We start from the raw sequence: 15,305 nt of genomic DNA, 5'->3' as shown, positions 1-15,305 counted from the left end.
CAAGGAGACGGGTGCCCGAGCGTGTTCATCGCCGAATTATTCAAGCATTGGACCTATCAGGTTTTTTCTCCGGGCGCGCTGCTGCGGAGCAAGTACAACGCGTTCAAGGAATTGCTGGAATTCGACGACCGCTGTCTTGAGGGCATCGCCGACCTGGAGGAGATTGCCTACGGCCGGGAAAAGGCGGACTGGGCGCGCATGCATCGGCTTTCGCTCCAGCTTACCCGCGATGTGGGCGAGATGGTCCGGCGACTCAAGCTCATGGGACCGTCCCGCTATGTGGGACTTCCCGACTATTTCAATAAGTTCCGGTTCTACGTGTCCATGGGCATGGACACCCCGGACCCGGCCATTGCCCCGCCGCACGTACTGAGCCTGGAAGAGGCTGCGGACGCCCCGGCCCTGGCCGGAGGAAAAGCCCGCAATGCCGGGCTTATGGCCGCGGAAACCTACCTGAACGTTCCTACGGGGTTCGTGGTCACGGCCACGGCCTTCAATTACTATCTGGAGGCCAACGGCCTGCGCGCCGAAGTGGATGATCTGCTCGGGCGCATGGAACTTTCCCGGCCTACGGAAATGGAGCGCCTCTGCGCCGAAATCCGCGAGTTGGTGTTGCAAGGCACGGTCCCGGTTCCCATTGCCGAGGAGATCGTCAGCCGCTCCAAGACCCTGGCCGGTGATTCGGGCGTATTGGCCGTGCGTTCCAGCGCCGTGGCCGAGGACGGGGAACTTTCCTTTGCCGGACAATATGAGAGCCTGCTTTCCGTGGACCCGGATCAGGCCTTGAATGCCTATAAGCGTGTCCTGGCCGGGAAATACGCGCCCCGGGCCGTGACGTATCGCGTGCTCAACGGGTTGAGCGATGTGGAAACACCCATGGCCGTTTTGTTCATGCCCATGGTGGAGGCCCGCGCCGCCGGCGTTGTCTACACCCTGGATATGGACCGCTCCCAAGCGGTCTGCGGCATGCTTTCGATCTATGCCGTGCCTGGTGTGGGCGAGCATTTGGTCAGCGGTCGCGCCGTTCCCCAGATTTATTGCCTGACCCGCGAGGCTGATCCCCTGCTGGTGCAGGAACCCACTGCCGATGCCGTGCTTTCCCCCGAGCAGGTGGCGAGCGTGGCCAAGGCTGCCATGGAGCTGGAACAAATGTTCGGCGAGCCGCAGGATGTGGAATGGGCCTTGGATCAGCAGGGCGGGTTGCATATTTTGCAGTCGCGGCCTTTGGGAGGGCGACACAAGGCCCAGGCCGCGCCGGAGCGAAGTGTTTCCCCCGAGGCCCGGCCGCTGTTGGCCGATGCGAGCCGCGCTTCGGGCGGCGCCGCGTATGGCCGGGTGTTTCATTACGATCCGCCGGAACATACCCTGGAGGATATTCCCCGGGACGCGATTTTGGTTGTGGGCGCATTGGATCCGGCTTTGGCCGGGACCGTGGGCAAGATTCGCGGTGTGATCGCTGAGGCGGGCAGCCGGGCCAGCCATTTTGCGTCCGTGGCCCGGGAGTTCGGTCTGCCCGTGCTGGTGGGGGTGGAAAACGCCTTTCAGCGGTTTTCCCCGGCCCTGGAAGTGACCGTGGATGCGGATACCGGGGCCGTGTATCACGGCCGGGTGGAAAGCCTGCTGCAAAACGATGAAGAGGAATCCCGCCCCAGCCCGGCATTGCAGCGCCTGCGCCAGGTCATGCCGCACATTTCCCGGCTTACCCTGGTGGATCCGGAAGGTGCGGATTTTGCTCCGGAGCATTGTCGCTCCCTGCATGACATCGTGCGTTTTTGTCACGAAAAGGCCGTTGCCGAGATGTTCCGGCTGGTCGGACGCGGCGGTCGGGGATTGGGCGCGGCTCGCAAACTGGAGACCGGGCTGCCGCTGGTCATGTATCTTTTGGACGTGGGCGGCGGGTTGTTCGACCAGGCCACGCAGAAACGTTCCATCACCCCGGATGATATTAAAAGTCCGCCCATGTGGTCCCTGTGGCAGGGGCTTTCCTCCAAGGACATCGTCTGGCAGGAGGGGCTGACCCACATGGATTGGGAGGAGTTCGACCGGGTCAGCGCGGGCATCTTCAAGCACGACTCCGCGTTGCTGGCCAGCTACGCTGTCGTGGCCGAAGATTACGCCCATCTGATGGTGCGGTTCGGGTATCATTTTTCCCAGGTCGATTCCTTGTGCGGACCGGACGAACGGAAAAATTATGTGAATTTTCGGTTCAAGGGCGGCGGCGGGCTGATGCGTCAGCGGGAGCTGCGGCTTCTGTTTTTGCGGCGGGTGCTGGAAAGCCAGGGCTGGCGCGTGCGGGTGCGGGGCGATATGCTGGATGCGGGCGTGGGAAACGGTAGTGAGGCCATGACGCAACGGCAGCTGCACCTTTTGGGCCGCATCCTGGGCCGGACCCGGCTCATGGATATGGGGCTGGAGGACGAGTTGCAGGTGGACCGGCTGGTGGAGGAATTTTTGCATCCGCCCGCCAGTGAGGACTATTAGAGCGAAGGTGGCCGGTGTGCGGTGTTGCGCAGCATGGTGCCGGACCGCCAACCGCGGCGGGATACGCTCCTGTTTTTGGGTTCGGCGGTCTGCCGCGTGTCGTCACGGGCGGCAACACAAGGCGTGAAAAAAGCAGACCGGCGTGTAGTACACTAGGCAAGGATTGAATCGTCATGGAGCAGGCTGGCGCACACCGGGTTGCCCCTGAGCATGGATCCGCAAAAACGGCGACGACCGGGTACAGCGTGCCACGCGGCCCGGCGGACCGCCTTCTGAAATGGAAGCGGCATGAGTGAGAAAAAAAGCGCCTACCATCTTGACTGGGTCACGGATCATTTGGCCGTGGGCCAGGCTCCCATGTCCGTGCGGCAGCTGGATGCCCTCCATGCGCAGGGGGTGGACGCCATTTTGAATCTGTGCGGAGAGTTTTGCGACCTGCACGACATCGAAACCGAACATGGATTCGAGGTGTATTATCTCCCCCTGCCCGACGAGGAAGCCCCGGAGCTTGCCGAGCTTGAGAAGGCCTTGGAATGGTTGGACGAATCCATTTATTTGGGCAAGCGCGTACTCATTCACTGCCGCCACGGCATCGGCCGCACAGGAACCGTGCTGAACGCCTACCTGCTCCGTCGCGGCCTGGGGCACAAGTTGGCGGGCCGCGCCCTCAAGGGGCTAAAATCCAAGCCCGCCAATTTCGATCAATGGTGGGCCATCCGTAAATACGGTCGGCACAGCGGCAGGCTTACCCTGCGTGAACCCTCCCTGGAATTCAAACACCTCGTTGATCTGGCGCCATATTTTCGGGACTATGAAGCCCTGGTCCGTCGTGCCGAGGATTTGTTCGACTATGAGGCGTCCGAGTCTTCGGAGCGCAAGGCCCGGGGACGATGCGGCCTGGATCACGCCGCCTGTTGCCGGACCCCGGTGCAGTTGAGTCTGGTGGAGACCGTGTACGTGGCCCATAAAATCAATGCCCAGCTCACCAGCGCGGAGCGGCTCGAGGCCATTGAACGCGCCGTGACCGCGGCACGCAAGGAACGCCGGGAACAGGCCCGGCACCAGGGACGGGACGTGTGTCTGGCCGAGGCCGGGGCATTGTGTCCCCTTTCCGTGGACGGGCTGTGCACGATTTTTCCGTATCGGCCCCTGCAATGTCGATCCTTTGAGCTTTCCGAGGAAGTGAAACAGGAATTGTGGGCGGACCTGCTGGCCCCGGAATTGGATAAGGGATCCCGCGACCTCTTCTTTTCCTTCACATCCGAGTTCCCATCGGATGAAACCATGGTCTTTGCTTTGCCGGATGTTGTTTCCGGCCGGTATGTGCAGACCTTTTTCCACTACATGATGCAGAAAAACGCCGATGGCGGGGAAGGAGTCTGACATGGCGCCCCTGGCCGAAAAGATTGCCGCCGGCATTGAACTGTTGACCGCGCTGTTGGACGAGCATGGTCCGGGACGTGTGGCCGTGGCCTGGACCGGGGGGAAGGATTCCACCGTGGCGCTGCATTTGTGGCGGCGGGTGCTGGCCGATTCCGTGCGGCCTGGAACCAGCTTGCGCGCCCGGGTGGTCAGCGTGGATACGGGGCTGAAATTTCCGGAGGTGGTGGATTTTCGTGACCGCTGGGCCAGGCAATGGGATCTTAATTTGGTGGTGGCCCGGCCGGAGGAGAATCTGCGGGCGTATCCCGTGGCCGTGGACAAGGTGGCCTGTTGCCATGATCTCAAGGTGCGCCCCCTGCAACGGGCCGTGCATGAGATGGGACTGCGGGCGCTGATCACGGGGCTTCGGCGGGACGAACATCCCAGCCGGGCAGGGCGGAAAGCCCAGGAACTGCGCTCCTGCGCGGACGGCAAGGGGTATGTGCAATGCAATCCGCTGCTGGACTGGAGCGAGATGGACATCTGGGCCTATACCACGGGCCGGGAAGTGCCGTTCTGCGAGCTGTACGGCCGGGGATACCGTTCCCTGGGGTGCGTTCCCTGCACTGCGAAATCCAGCGTGGGCGAGCGCTCCGGCCGGGACGCGGACAAGGAGTCCCATCTTGATGCCCTGCGTGCGTTGGGTTATTTTTAATAGGTTGATTCAGATGGTATAAAAAACCGGCGTGAGCAGACGTTCACGCCGGTTTTTTGTGTGCGGAGCCGGGAGGATGATCAGGAATCACCGTTCTTGGCGTCTCCGAGATAGGGGTTGAAATATCCGAACCGGAGCCAGTCGTGGGCCTTGCGCAGCCGTTTGCGAAAGTTCACGAAGCCCATGGCCGGTCCTGGGAACTGCGGACCAAGCAGCTCCAGAGCCAGTTGGGGATCCAGGTTCAGGTTGCGCAGCTGGATGAAGTCCAGCCGTGTTTCGTCCACCAGTTCATGCAGTGCCCGCAATTCCTCTTCGGTGTCGTTCAACCCCGGGAAGAAGAGATAGTTTAGGGAGACGAACATGCCGTTGGCCTTGGCCCGGCGGATGGACTCCAACACGTCGTCAAAGGCGTAGCTCACGGGGCGGTAATAGGCCTCGTACGGTCCTTTGCGCACGGAGTTCAGACTCACGCGGATGGAATCGACCCCGGACTCGGCCAGGGGCGCCATGGCCTCGGGAATGGAGGCGTTGGTATTCACGTTCACGGTGCCGCGTCCGCCCTGTTCGCGGAAGACGCGAGTGGACTCGGCCAGCAATTTCCAATTGGTCAGGGGTTCGCCTTCGCAGCCCTGCCCAAAGGAATAGACCGCCCGTTTTTCACGGGAGTTGTGATGCAGCATCACCTCGGTGATTTCTTCTACCGTGGGCGTGAATGCAATGCGTTCCTGGGGGGAGGGAAAGCCTGATTGTTCCGGCTGGTGGGAAATGCACCCCACGCAGCGGGCATTGCAGGTCTGGGCCGTGGGCAGGGGGCATTCGAACCGGCCCAGGGCCAGGTTTTTTGCCGCAGGGCAGCCGTAGTTCAGGGCGCAGCCCGCGAGGTGGCGAATCAACCGGTTGTCGGGAAATCGTTTCATGAGCCGGTGCGCACCGGACTGGACGCGTTCGGGGTCGATGTTCTGGAAGATCTGGCGTTTATCTTCGTCCACTTTTTTGGCGCAGACCCAGAATTTCCCCTCGGCATAGCCAATGGCCGCATAGGAGAGCAGGGGCAGGGCCGGAGCGCCTTCGTCTTCGGCGTAGGCGGCCACTCCCGTGACCGTGTGGGCCGGGCAGACGAATGCAGCCACGCCTAAATCCTCCATGACCTCAATCTCTCCGGCTTCGGGATCAAAGCCCACGGCAAAGCGGCCCGGAAGCATGAAAAATTCGCTTTCCGGGGGCAGGGGCATGATTTCATCGGGCCGGGGCAGGGCCATTTCCTCCCCGCGCCGACAGAGCATCAATAGGTCCGGATGATCGTAGATATTGCCGTCACGGTCGGCCACGAGCAGGCGCGGCCTGGGTTTTTCGCGTTTTGCCATGCGCGGACCATAGTGGAAGCGCGGCGGCTCGGCAAGCCTGGAAAACAGGAGGAGCAGCCAGCAAAACAAAGGCCGTGGAAAGCGTATTATACCGGGGGCGCTGCAACGAAGCGTGGTTAGGAATCGGTCTGCCGAATTTCAGGAGCCGGACCAACGCGATACCAATAGCGGTAGGCTTCATGAAAGCCCATGGAGGCGTAAAGCTCCCGCGCAGGGGTGTTGTGGGCCACCACCTGGAGATAGGCGTGGGTGGCGTTCAGGCGAATGGCTCCGCGCAGCAGCTCGCGCATGAGCCGGGAGGCATGTCCCTGGCGACGCAGGTTCGCACGGGTAACCACATCGAAAATGCCGAACAAGGGAAAGAGGCTGTCCGGCACGCCCAGGCCGCAGCTGGCAGGGGTCTGGCGACGGGTCACACTGCCGAACAGGGTGCCGGGAGCGGCGAGCCGCAGCAGTTTGGCGTGTGTTTCCGTGTGCTCGGGGTTGCCTGCGCATTCTTTCCAGCCGGGAAACCAGCGGTCCGGTTCCCGGAGTTCGAACCGGCAGTCCATGCCTTTGGTGGCGATGTTGGAAGGGGAAACGCGGGGGCGCGAGGGCATGGGCGCCGCGCAGGAGCCGTCCAGCGGGCGAAGCAATACCAAGGTGGTGTCCTGGCGGTCATATCCTTTTTGGTCCAGGGCCATGTCCAGTTCCGGGGGAAGAAAATCCGGAATTTTGAAGATGGCGGGCTGGCCCGCTTCGGCATAGGCGCATTCCACGTCGTTCAGAGCGTTCAGGGCGTGGGGCAGGCGGTCCGGCGGCAGATCCTGCACGATCCAGGCGGAGTTGGACCGCTTGCTGTACCCTTCGGCAAAGCGCAGGGTCCAGGGACCGGCCTCGCGGTTGATGAGTGCGGGCCAGGCCCGATGGGTGGCCGCTTCCACATGCTGGGGCGGAAGCATGGCAAACGTACTGTCCGGCAGCGGACTGGACGCAACGGGAGATGCCTCGGGGGACGGGACGGGAAAAGGTGACCGTACGGACATGAGCGGGGTCTGGCTGGTGGAGGTGGTACGGAAAAAGGCCGACGCAATTCACTGCGTCGGCCTTTGGATGATCGTAACAGGCTCCGTGCAGATTAACGCTTGGAGTACTGGTACTTGGCGCGGGCGCCAGGCTGACCGTACTTTTTGCGTTCTTTGACGCGGGAGTCACGGGTGAGCAGGCCGGCGCGCTTGAGCGCGGGGCGAAGCTCGGGATCCATTTTTTCCAGGGCGCGGGCAATGCCGTGCCGGACGGCCTGGGCCTGGCCGGAGATGCCGCCGCCGGAGCAATTGACCTTCACGTCGACCTTGTCCAGCAGACGCACGAGCTTCAGAGGCTGCTCGATGATCATCTGCAGGGCTTTGCGCGGAAAGTATTCGTTCACGGGACGATTGTTGATAAGAATCTGGCCGGTGCCGGAGGGGTAGATCCGGGTCCGGGCGGTGGAAACTTTACGTTTGCCGGTGCCGTAGCTGAAATCGCTCATGGTCATTCACCTGCGTTAAATATCAAGGGTTTGGGGCTGCTGGGCCTCGTGCGGATGATTGGGGCCAGCATAGATCTTGAGCTTTTTGAGCTGCTTGCGGGCCAGACGGTTTTTGGGGAGCATACCCTTGACCGCCGCCATCAACACGTTTTCAGGCTTTATTCTCATCATCTCGGCCAGGGTCTTGGATTTGAGACCGCCGGGATGGCCGGTGTGCTTGTAGTAGCGCTTTTGTTCCAGCTTGTTGCCGGTGACCTTGATTTTGTCGGCGTTGACCACGACCACGAAATCTCCACTATCCATGTGGTTGGAGAATTCGGGCTTATGCTTGCCGCGCAGACGACGGGAAATTTCCGTGGCGAGGCGACCCAGGATCTTGTCCGTGGCGTCGACCACGATCCAATCGTGGCTGAGGTCTTCGGGCTTCGGGGTGTATGTCTTCATTACTTAAAGCTCCTTCTCGTAAAACCGGAAGGGGATACTTACGGACTTTCGCGCATGCTGTCAAGCAGGCGTCATGGAGAATGTCCCACCGCAATCGGGGGAACGGGCCGCACCTTTTGTAACGGGGCTGCCGGAGTCGATGCCTTGAAGAGGGGCACCGGCGTTTTCGGCGGCGTTGGGACTCATGCCATTATCTGAACAGAAAGTCACGTAAAAAATGGTCCGTGCGTATCCGCGGCGGGAGAGAGGAGTGGGAAGGAAAATAACGGTACTGCCTCCCCGGAACAATTGGAAAAACAATGTCGAGCCATAAAAAAATGGAATCGCGGATTGTTTTTTTTGTCGGTTTTCTGGTAACATGATTCGGTAATAGGAGGTTTTTTTTATGAAACAGCTATTGATTGTACTCTCGTTGCTCTTGTTGGCGGGAACCGCCGTGGTTGTGCACGACGTTCAGGCAGGTTCGGATGCGGAGATGTTGTACGCCCGCTGCAAGGGATGTCATGGAGCCGACGGTTCCAAGCCCCAGGACGGCCATGTGATTCAGGGTATGAGCGTGGAGCAGCTGGAAGAGACGCTGCTCGGTTATAAGAACGGCACCTACGGCGGCAAGAAAAAAGCCATCATGATGGGACAGATGTCGCGTCTTTCCGAGGCGCAGATCAAGTCCCTGGCTGCATACATCGCGGAATTCTAGCCATGCATCCGGTAGTGAAAACCGCGCTGACCCTGGCGTTGGCCGTGGTCATGATCGGTGTGTTCGTTTCGGCACACGCCGTGGACCACGATCCGCCGCCCGGGGAAGCAGGCATGGACCACGCTGTGCAGCCTGGAGCAGCGTCCGTGGATACGGGCATGGGGTCCGGCATGGATCATGGGGAGCATGGCGGGGAACCGGCCATGCCCCCGGACCCGGCTGTTCCGGCAATGGACCATGCGGGCCACGCCCCGGAACCGACCATGCCCATGGATTCGGACGCCCCGGACATGGACCATGCCGGACACGGCCAGGACGACGAGCATGTGCATCCTACGCAGACTTCGCCGGAAGTGGGCGTGACCGAACATTTAGGCGAGCATCTGCCCGAGGGAATGCGCTTTACGGACAGCCAGGGCCGCGAAGTGGATTTGTTGGAACTGATCGACAAGCCCACGATTATTGCGCCCATTTATTTCAATTGTCCTACGGTGTGCAATCTGCTGCAAAGCTCTCTGGCCCGGGCCTTGCCCGAGGTCGGATTGACGCCTGGCGAGGACTATCAGGTTTTTTCCGTGAGCTTCGACGAACTGGATACCCTGGAGATCGCGGCCCGGAAAAAGCGCCAATATCTTACAGCCATGCAGACAGACTACCCGCCCGAAGCCTGGAAGTTCCTGGTGGGGGATTTGCCGAACATCCACGCCTTTACCAAGGCCATCGGGTTTGGGTTCCAGCGGATGGACCGGGATTTCGCCCATCCCGTGATCTTGGTGGCGGTTTCTCCAAAGGGGCGCATCGTCCGCTACCTCTACGGCAATGGCTTTATGCCCTTTGATCTGGCCATGGCCGCCACGGAAGCGGCCGAGGGCAAGGTGGGGCTTTCGGTCAAGCGGCTGCTGTCGGTCTGTTTTTCCTATGATCCCGAAGGACGGCAGTACACCTTCAACATCATGCGCGTGGCTGGTGCCGCCGTGTTGATCGGGCTGGGGATTCTGCTTCTGGCCCTGCTTCTTGGCGGTCGTCGCAGGCGTTCGCGCAAATGAACCCGAACCGTTCCATGCGGAGTACACATGACCCAGCACGTGGCTTCCTTTCTTGAAGCGCCTGCCGGAGCCGGTTGGCTGCGGCGCGTAGGCACCTGGATTTTTTCCACGGACCACAAGCGCATCGGGCTGCTCTATTTTTACAGCATCGCCGCCATGTTCGCGGTGGGCGTGATCCTCGGGTTGCTGATCCGGCTGGAGCTGATCGCCCCGGGCGAAACCATCATGGGCGCGCAGACATACAACGCGGTCTTCACCCTGCACGGGGTGGTCATGATCTTTATGGTGGTCATTCCGAGCATCCCGGCCGCCTTTGGCAACATCTTTCTGCCCATTCAGATCGGGGCCGAGGACGTGGCCTTTCCACGCCTGAATTTGTTTTCCTGGTGGCTTTACATGGCGGGCGCGTCCCTGGCCGTGGTGTCACTTTTCACCGGGAACGGTCCGCCGGATACGGGCTGGACCTTTTACGTCCCCTTTTCCAACGTGACCACAACCAACGTGGATTTGGCGGTGCTGGCCGTGTTCATCCTCGGGTTTTCCTCCATCCTCACGGGGTTGAACTTCATCATCACCATCCACCGGCTGCGGGCCGAGGGCATGACCTGGGGACGGCTGCCCCTGTTTGTCTGGTCCCTGTACGCCACGGCCTGGATTCAACTTCTGGCCACGCCCGTGCTGGGCATCACGGCTCTCTTGATCATGGCCGAACGCATGCTGGGCATGGGACTGTTTGACCCGGCCAGGGGCGGGGATCCCATTTTGTATCAGCATCTGTTCTGGATCTATTCCCACCCGGCCGTGTACATCATGATCCTGCCCGCCATGGGCGTGATCTCGGACATTCTGCCCGTGTTCTGCCGCAAGCACATCTTTGGGTACACGGCCATTGCCATTTCCAGCATCGGCATTGCCCTGGCCGGTTCCCTGGTCTGGGCGCACCACATGTTCACCTCGGGCATGAGCGATACCGCGGTGCTCGTCTTTTCCCTGCTGACCTTCATTGTGGCCATTCCATCCGCAGTAAAGGTCTTCAACTGGGTGGCCACCATGTATAAAGGCTCCATCGCCCTGGAACCGCCCCTCTGGTACGCCATGGCCTTTATCGTGCTCTTTTCCATCGGCGGGCTGACCGGGCTGGTGCTCGGCTCCGCAGGAACAGACATCCACGTCCACGATACCTATTTCGTGGTGGGGCATTTTCATTACGTGATCTTCGGCGGTACGGGCTTTGGCATGTTCGCGGCCCTGCATTACTGGCTGCCCAAAGTCTATGGCCGAATGTACAACAAGTTCTGGGCCGTGGCCGCCTGCCTGATCATGTTCGCGGGTTTTCATGTGCTCTACTTCCCCATGTTCCTGCTGGGCATGGATGGCATGCCCCGCCGCTACTACGACTACCTGCCCCAGTACACGGACATGCATGAACTTTCCACGGTCGGCTCCTGGCTGTTGGCCGTGGGATTGGTGATCATGACCGCCAACCTGGTCACGGGGATGCGCCTGGGCCGCCGCGTCAAGAACAACCCCTGGGGCGGAGCCAGCCTGGAATGGACCATTCCCTCGCCGCCACCCACGCACAATTTCCTGGAAGAACCCGTGGTGGAACGGGGACCGTATGATTTTGCGGGAATCGAACCGGAAGAGCCGTCCATGCGGGTTCCCGCCGGGGCGACAAAGCCCGGAGGAGGTGAGGCATGAGCGCACCGTTCAAGGACCAGGTGGGCGCACGCATGGGCATGTGGCTGTTTTTGTTCACGGAGCTGCTGTTGTTCGGCGGGCTGTTCGTGCTCTACGCCGCCTACCTGCACCGCTGGCCAGCGGAGTTTCACCACGCTGCCGGAGAATTGTCCCGAACGTTCGGCGCGGCCAATACCGTGGTGCTGATTACCTCGAGTTTTACGGTGGCAGCTTCCATCACAGCCCTGCGCACCGGGCGAAGCACGTTGGCCAGGATGCTGATCTGGCTGACTTTGGCCCTGGCTTTGGTGTTTTTGATCAATAAGTTTTTTGAATGGTCCGCCAAGTTCGACCACGGCTTGTATCCGGGCGGGCATGAGCTGGTGCTGCGCGACGCCGGGGAGCAAATCTTTTTTGCCATGTACTTCACCATGACCGGACTGCACGGCCTGCATGTGCTCATCGGCATGGCCGTGCTGGGCTGGGTGCTGTCCATGATCGGCGGCAAGGTCCGGCGCGACGAACCCGTGGCTCTGGAAAATGCCGGGCTGTACTGGCATCTGGTGGACCTGATTTGGATCTACCTGTTCCCGCTGTTTTACCTGGTGACCTGAAGGGGGAAGGCATGCATTCGAGTGAAGAACACGTACTGGGCTTCCGGCCGTTGGCTCTGGTGCTGGCCGCCTTGCTGGTGCTCACGGGCGTCACGGTCTGGGTGGCGGGGTTCGATTTCGGGTTCTTGAACGTGCTGGTGGCCATGAGCGTGGCCAGCACCAAGGCCGCCCTGGTGGTGTTTTTTTTCATGCACCTCAAATACGAAGGGCGGGCCTTGCAGCTCATGGTGCTTACGGTGTTCATTCTTCTGGCCATTTTCATCGGTTTTACCTTTTTCGACGTGGCCTACAGGTAGGTGACCATGTATTCACAAGCTCTTAGCGCAGCACAGCAAGTGGATCGGGCCTTTGCCCTTATCTTCGGCGTTTCCGTGCTTCTGCTCGCGGGCATCGTGGGCTGCATGCTCTGGTTCGCCTGGCGCTACCAGCGCAAACGTCATCCCCAGGCCGCGGACATCCACGGCAATACGCTGCTGGAAATCCTCTGGTTCGTGCTGCCCACCATCATCGTGCTGGGCATGTTCTATTTCGGCTGGACCAGCTACAAGGCGCTGCGTTCTGTTCCGGCCGACGCCATGACCGTGCAGGTCACGGGCCGGATGTGGTCCTGGGCGTTTGAATATCCCAACGGCCGACGCGCCGCGGAACTGGTGGTACCCGTGGGCCGGGCCGTAAAGCTGGATATGACCTCCACGGACGTGATCCACAGCTTTTACGTACCCGCGTTCCGCATCAAGACCGATACCGTGCCCGGCATGCAGACCTATGCCTGGTTCCGGCCTGAGGAAAAGGGGGAATACGACATTCTCTGCGCGGAATACTGCGGGCTGAAGCATGCGAACATGCTTTCCGTGGTCCGGGTCGTGGAGGCGGAGGAATTCAACCAGTGGTATCGGGGCGAGACCGACATGACCGGCGGTGCGGGACCGGATCCACTGGCCGTGTTCGAAAACCAGGGCTGCACCGGCTGCCACAGCCTGGACGGGACCATTCTGGTCGGTCCCACGCTCAAGGACATCTGGATGCGCGACACCGTGGCGGTGTTGCCCGACGGACGCACCAACAGCATAAAGGCGGATGGACCGTATCTGCGCCGGGCCATTTTGGATCCGGGCGCGGAGGTGGTGCAGGGATACGATGACATCATGCCCGGCTATGAAGGGCAGGTCACGGACGAGGAACTCAAGGCCATGCTGCACTGGATGAAGGGCGCGGCCGCACCGGTGCCGCCGCAGGGACGAACAGTGGCCGAAAACGAGGGGTGCCTTTCCTGCCACTCCACGGACGGCACCATCATTGCCGGACCCAGCTTCAAGGGACTGGCCGGAAGCCGCATTCAGGTCTTGGACCAGGGAAAGGAACGGGAAATCGTGGCAGACGATTCCTATCTCAAGGAATCCATCCTCAAGCCCGAAGCACTCCTGCGCAAGGGCTATGATCCCATGATGCCCGGATACGATTATTTGTCCCCCGGGGATCTGGAGTCCCTGGTGGAGTACATGCAGAGCCTGGGGACATCTCCATGATGCCGCACCGGGAAATCGCCCAAGCCCTGGATCGCTTTGCTCCGGCCGCGTTGCTGCGTTGGCGCGTGGCGCTTATGGCCGGGCTATCCACGGCCCTGGGGGCTTTGCTGGCCGGAGCCTCCGCCAGCGTAGGGGCGGGAGCCTTGGTCGTTGGCATGCTGCTCTGCATGGGGTGTTCCGTGTTCAACCAGGTGCAGGAACGGCGTATCGACGCGCTGATGGAGCGTACCCGCAACCGTCCCCTGGCCTCGGGCGCGCTTTGCCCCGGCACGGGGCTGGTGTTGGGCGGGTTGCTGACCATTGCCGCGCTTGCCGGATGCGCTTTGCTGGGGGGCGTCCCGGCATTGGTGGCTGCCCTGGTGGTGCCGCTGCTGTATAACGGCATGTATACGCCTCTGAAGCGTGTTTCTCCCCATGCCATCCTTGTTGGCGGGATTCCCGGGGCCATGCCCCCGTTGCTGGGTTGGCTCCTGGCCGGACCACTCGTTCCGCCGGAGAGCGTGTACGGCATTGGAGCGCTGTTTGCGGTGTACTATCTCTGGCAGGTGCCGCACTTTTGGTGCCTGGCGGAAAAGCGCCGCTCGGATTACGCCCGTGCCGGGCTGGCCGTGGCTCCGGTGCGCATGGGGCGTCGGTACGGTTTGGCCCGTACCTTTTGGACCGCTGCATTCATCGCGGGATTGGCCGCTTCGGTTCCGCTGGGGGTGGTGCCGGACGGGCCGTTGCGCTACGCCGTGCTGGTCCTGGCCTTGCTTTCGGGATTGGCCGCCGCAGTACAGTCCCTGCCCCGTCCCTTGGGGACGGCTTTTCTGCGTCGGTTTCGCGTGGCGGACGCGGCCATGGCCGCTTTTCTCGTGCTTGTGAGCTTTGGCGCTGTCAGTGGCTGACCCGTATTTCCACAGGAGAATTGATTATGCTCTGGGTGCATCCCGCCATACAGCTTCTGGCCACGCTCATGGCCGTGTATGTGCTCCGGCTGGGGTGGAAACGATTCTGCTCCGCCCACTTGGGAATTAAATGCCTGTTCCAATGGAAAGACCATGTTCAATGGGGGGAACTGACCCTGGGACTCTGGGCCTTGGGATTGTTGCTCGGCATTTGGGCCGCGCATTGGAAATGGTCCGTCTACGGACTGACAGGCATGCACTACTGGGTGGGCCTGCTCATGGGAGTTCTGATACCGATTTCGTTTTTTACGGGCCTGCGTATGGATCGAGTCAAAAAAAAGCGGAAAGCTATGCCGTTGATCCACGCTGGAGCCGGCTTCCTGCTTATGGCGCTGGCCGCGGTGGAGCTTGTTACCGGACTGGTGGTGTTGTCACGATTTGTTGTTTCTTAGGAGGAGAGCCTTCCGGGGGCAAACCTTTCTGAAGAAAGGTTCTTCCCCCGGACCCCCTTTCCAAAGACTTTCCCTTGCTCCAGGCCTGCGGCCTGTCGCGGGTATCGTTTTTTTGTTTTGTTTCCCCCCCCCCTTTTTTTCCCTCCCCAAGCAAAAGAGCGGCCTGGGCCGCTCTTTTGCTTGGGGGCGCACCGTTGCCGCGAGTTTCGGGAGGGCGGAGCCATCCCGGAAATCGCGGCAACAGAACGACACGCCGCCGCGCTGCTCCGCCTGTTCACGCTTCATACGTCTTCCCACCGCACGCCCCCGGCCGCGCGCAGCGCGAGACCGGGAAATGGGATTCCAAAGGGTCGCGGACCCTTTGGCCGCCGGAGGCATGCCTTTCTCCCTGCATGCCTGCTCCACAACAAAAGCAACGCCCTGTCCGCGTGGGGCAGGGCGTTGCAGATAGCGTATTTATTCTGATCCGGTCAGCCTTGGGCCACCAGTTCCTTGACTTTGGCGAGCGCGGCGGGGATGCCGTCGGG

At 61.2% G+C, this 15,305-nt stretch carries 15 protein-coding genes; 11 read left to right on the top strand and 4 right to left on the bottom strand.

Annotated elements, in window-relative coordinates:
* The first annotated feature begins 21 nt into the window (after window positions 1–21).
* The 3 genes from B5D49_RS07265 to B5D49_RS07255 all read left to right on the top strand — a co-directional run bounded on the left by B5D49_RS07265 (window position 22) and on the right by B5D49_RS07255 (window position 4,558).
* Entirely contained in the window at window positions 22–2,481 is a 2,460-nt protein-coding gene (locus B5D49_RS07265; protein WP_078717025.1) for a PEP/pyruvate-binding domain-containing protein, read from the top strand.
* 288 nt (window positions 2,482–2,769) lie between these two features.
* Window positions 2,770–3,864, top strand: coding sequence for a protein-tyrosine phosphatase family protein (locus tag B5D49_RS07260; protein WP_078717024.1), 1,095 nt, complete (start codon window positions 2,770–2,772; stop codon window positions 3,862–3,864).
* A 1-nt stretch (window position 3,865) separates the two neighbouring features.
* Complete coding sequence (locus B5D49_RS07255) at window positions 3,866–4,558, top strand: phosphoadenosine phosphosulfate reductase family protein (protein WP_078717023.1); 693 nt, start codon at window positions 3,866–3,868, stop codon at window positions 4,556–4,558.
* Window positions 4,559–4,638: 80 nt separating this feature from the next.
* On the opposite strand, the gene B5D49_RS07250 is transcribed toward B5D49_RS07255, so the two are convergent.
* From B5D49_RS07250 to rplM, 4 genes are all read right to left on the bottom strand, one after another.
* A complete protein-coding gene (locus B5D49_RS07250; RefSeq protein WP_078717150.1) occupies window positions 4,639–5,922 on the bottom strand; it encodes a radical SAM family protein in 1,284 nt (427 codons plus the stop codon).
* Between the two features lie 116 nt (window positions 5,923–6,038).
* A complete protein-coding gene (locus tag B5D49_RS07245) occupies window positions 6,039–6,863 on the bottom strand; it encodes a GNAT family N-acetyltransferase (RefSeq protein WP_159447157.1) in 825 nt (274 codons plus the stop codon).
* A gap of 176 nt (window positions 6,864–7,039) precedes the next feature.
* Window positions 7,040–7,432, bottom strand: coding sequence for a 30S ribosomal protein S9 (gene rpsI, locus B5D49_RS07240; protein ID WP_078717021.1), 393 nt, complete (start codon window positions 7,430–7,432; stop codon window positions 7,040–7,042).
* A gap of 15 nt (window positions 7,433–7,447) precedes the next feature.
* Window positions 7,448–7,876: a 50S ribosomal protein L13 gene (rplM, locus tag B5D49_RS07235; protein WP_078717020.1), complete on the bottom strand. Its 429-nt coding sequence runs from the start codon at window positions 7,874–7,876 to the stop codon at window positions 7,448–7,450.
* 385 nt (window positions 7,877–8,261) lie between these two features.
* On the opposite strand from rplM, the gene B5D49_RS07230 reads away from it, so the two are divergent.
* From B5D49_RS07230 to B5D49_RS07195, 8 genes are read left to right on the top strand one after another with little or no spacing between them, the layout of a single operon-like run.
* On the top strand, window positions 8,262–8,573 hold the full coding sequence (locus tag B5D49_RS07230; protein ID WP_078717019.1) for a c-type cytochrome: 312 nt from the start codon (window positions 8,262–8,264) through the stop codon (window positions 8,571–8,573).
* A gap of 2 nt (window positions 8,574–8,575) precedes the next feature.
* Window positions 8,576–9,619, top strand: a complete 1,044-nt coding sequence (locus tag B5D49_RS07225) for an SCO family protein (protein ID WP_234990655.1) — start codon at window positions 8,576–8,578, stop codon at window positions 9,617–9,619.
* Window positions 9,620–9,646: 27 nt separating this feature from the next.
* Window positions 9,647–11,320 carry a cytochrome c oxidase subunit I gene (ctaD, locus tag B5D49_RS07220; protein ID WP_078717018.1) on the top strand — a complete coding sequence of 558 codons (1,674 nt, stop codon included), beginning with the start codon at window positions 9,647–9,649 and terminating at the stop codon, window positions 11,318–11,320.
* Window positions 11,317–11,913 carry a cytochrome c oxidase subunit 3 gene (locus tag B5D49_RS07215; RefSeq protein ID WP_078717017.1) on the top strand — a complete coding sequence of 199 codons (597 nt, stop codon included), beginning with the start codon at window positions 11,317–11,319 and terminating at the stop codon, window positions 11,911–11,913. Before ctaD ends, B5D49_RS07215 begins: the two co-directional genes overlap by 4 nt.
* Window positions 11,914–11,924: 11 nt before the next feature.
* The gene (locus tag B5D49_RS07210) at window positions 11,925–12,209 is read left to right on the top strand and encodes a cytochrome C oxidase subunit IV family protein (RefSeq protein ID WP_078717016.1); all 285 of its coding nucleotides are present in this window, start codon (window positions 11,925–11,927) and stop codon (window positions 12,207–12,209) included.
* A gap of 6 nt (window positions 12,210–12,215) precedes the next feature.
* Window positions 12,216–13,439: a cytochrome c oxidase subunit II gene (gene coxB / locus B5D49_RS07205; RefSeq protein ID WP_078717015.1), complete on the top strand. Its 1,224-nt coding sequence runs from the start codon at window positions 12,216–12,218 to the stop codon at window positions 13,437–13,439.
* Window positions 13,436–14,326 (top strand): protoheme IX farnesyltransferase, encoded by an 891-nt coding sequence (locus B5D49_RS07200; protein WP_078717014.1) that lies wholly within the window; start codon window positions 13,436–13,438, stop codon window positions 14,324–14,326. The genes coxB and B5D49_RS07200 overlap by 4 nt, the downstream gene beginning before the upstream one ends.
* Before the next feature lie 26 nt (window positions 14,327–14,352).
* Complete coding sequence (locus B5D49_RS07195) at window positions 14,353–14,778, top strand: DUF4079 family protein (RefSeq protein WP_078717013.1); 426 nt, start codon at window positions 14,353–14,355, stop codon at window positions 14,776–14,778.
* Window positions 14,779–15,305: the final 527 nt, after the last annotated feature.

This window comes from Paucidesulfovibrio gracilis DSM 16080 (genome assembly GCF_900167125.1).
Taxonomy (GTDB): domain Bacteria; phylum Desulfobacterota; class Desulfovibrionia; order Desulfovibrionales; family Desulfovibrionaceae; genus Paucidesulfovibrio; species Paucidesulfovibrio gracilis.
This window is presented reverse-complemented; position numbering and strand designations above follow the sequence as displayed.

Coding starts and splice junctions, on each gene's coding strand:
- B5D49_RS07260 (WP_078717024.1), top strand. CDS start 2,770: ATGAGTGAGAAAAAAAGCGCCTACCATCTTGACTGGGTCACGGATCAT.
- B5D49_RS07255 (WP_078717023.1), top strand. CDS start 3,866: ATGGCGCCCCTGGCCGAAAAGATTGCCGCCGGCATTGAACTGTTGACC.
- B5D49_RS07250 (WP_078717150.1), bottom strand. CDS start 5,922: ATGGCAAAACGCGAAAAACCCAGGCCGCGCCTGCTCGTGGCCGACCGT.
- B5D49_RS07245 (WP_159447157.1), bottom strand. CDS start 6,863: ATGCTTCCGCCCCAGCATGTGGAAGCGGCCACCCATCGGGCCTGGCCC.
- rpsI (WP_078717021.1), bottom strand. CDS start 7,432: ATGAGCGATTTCAGCTACGGCACCGGCAAACGTAAAGTTTCCACCGCC.
- rplM (WP_078717020.1), bottom strand. CDS start 7,876: ATGAAGACATACACCCCGAAGCCCGAAGACCTCAGCCACGATTGGATC.
- B5D49_RS07230 (WP_078717019.1), top strand. CDS start 8,262: ATGAAACAGCTATTGATTGTACTCTCGTTGCTCTTGTTGGCGGGAACC.
- B5D49_RS07225 (WP_234990655.1), top strand. CDS start 8,576: ATGCATCCGGTAGTGAAAACCGCGCTGACCCTGGCGTTGGCCGTGGTC.
- ctaD (WP_078717018.1), top strand. CDS start 9,647: ATGACCCAGCACGTGGCTTCCTTTCTTGAAGCGCCTGCCGGAGCCGGT.
- B5D49_RS07215 (WP_078717017.1), top strand. CDS start 11,317: ATGAGCGCACCGTTCAAGGACCAGGTGGGCGCACGCATGGGCATGTGG.
- B5D49_RS07210 (WP_078717016.1), top strand. CDS start 11,925: ATGCATTCGAGTGAAGAACACGTACTGGGCTTCCGGCCGTTGGCTCTG.
- coxB (WP_078717015.1), top strand. CDS start 12,216: ATGTATTCACAAGCTCTTAGCGCAGCACAGCAAGTGGATCGGGCCTTT.
- B5D49_RS07200 (WP_078717014.1), top strand. CDS start 13,436: ATGATGCCGCACCGGGAAATCGCCCAAGCCCTGGATCGCTTTGCTCCG.
- B5D49_RS07195 (WP_078717013.1), top strand. CDS start 14,353: ATGCTCTGGGTGCATCCCGCCATACAGCTTCTGGCCACGCTCATGGCC.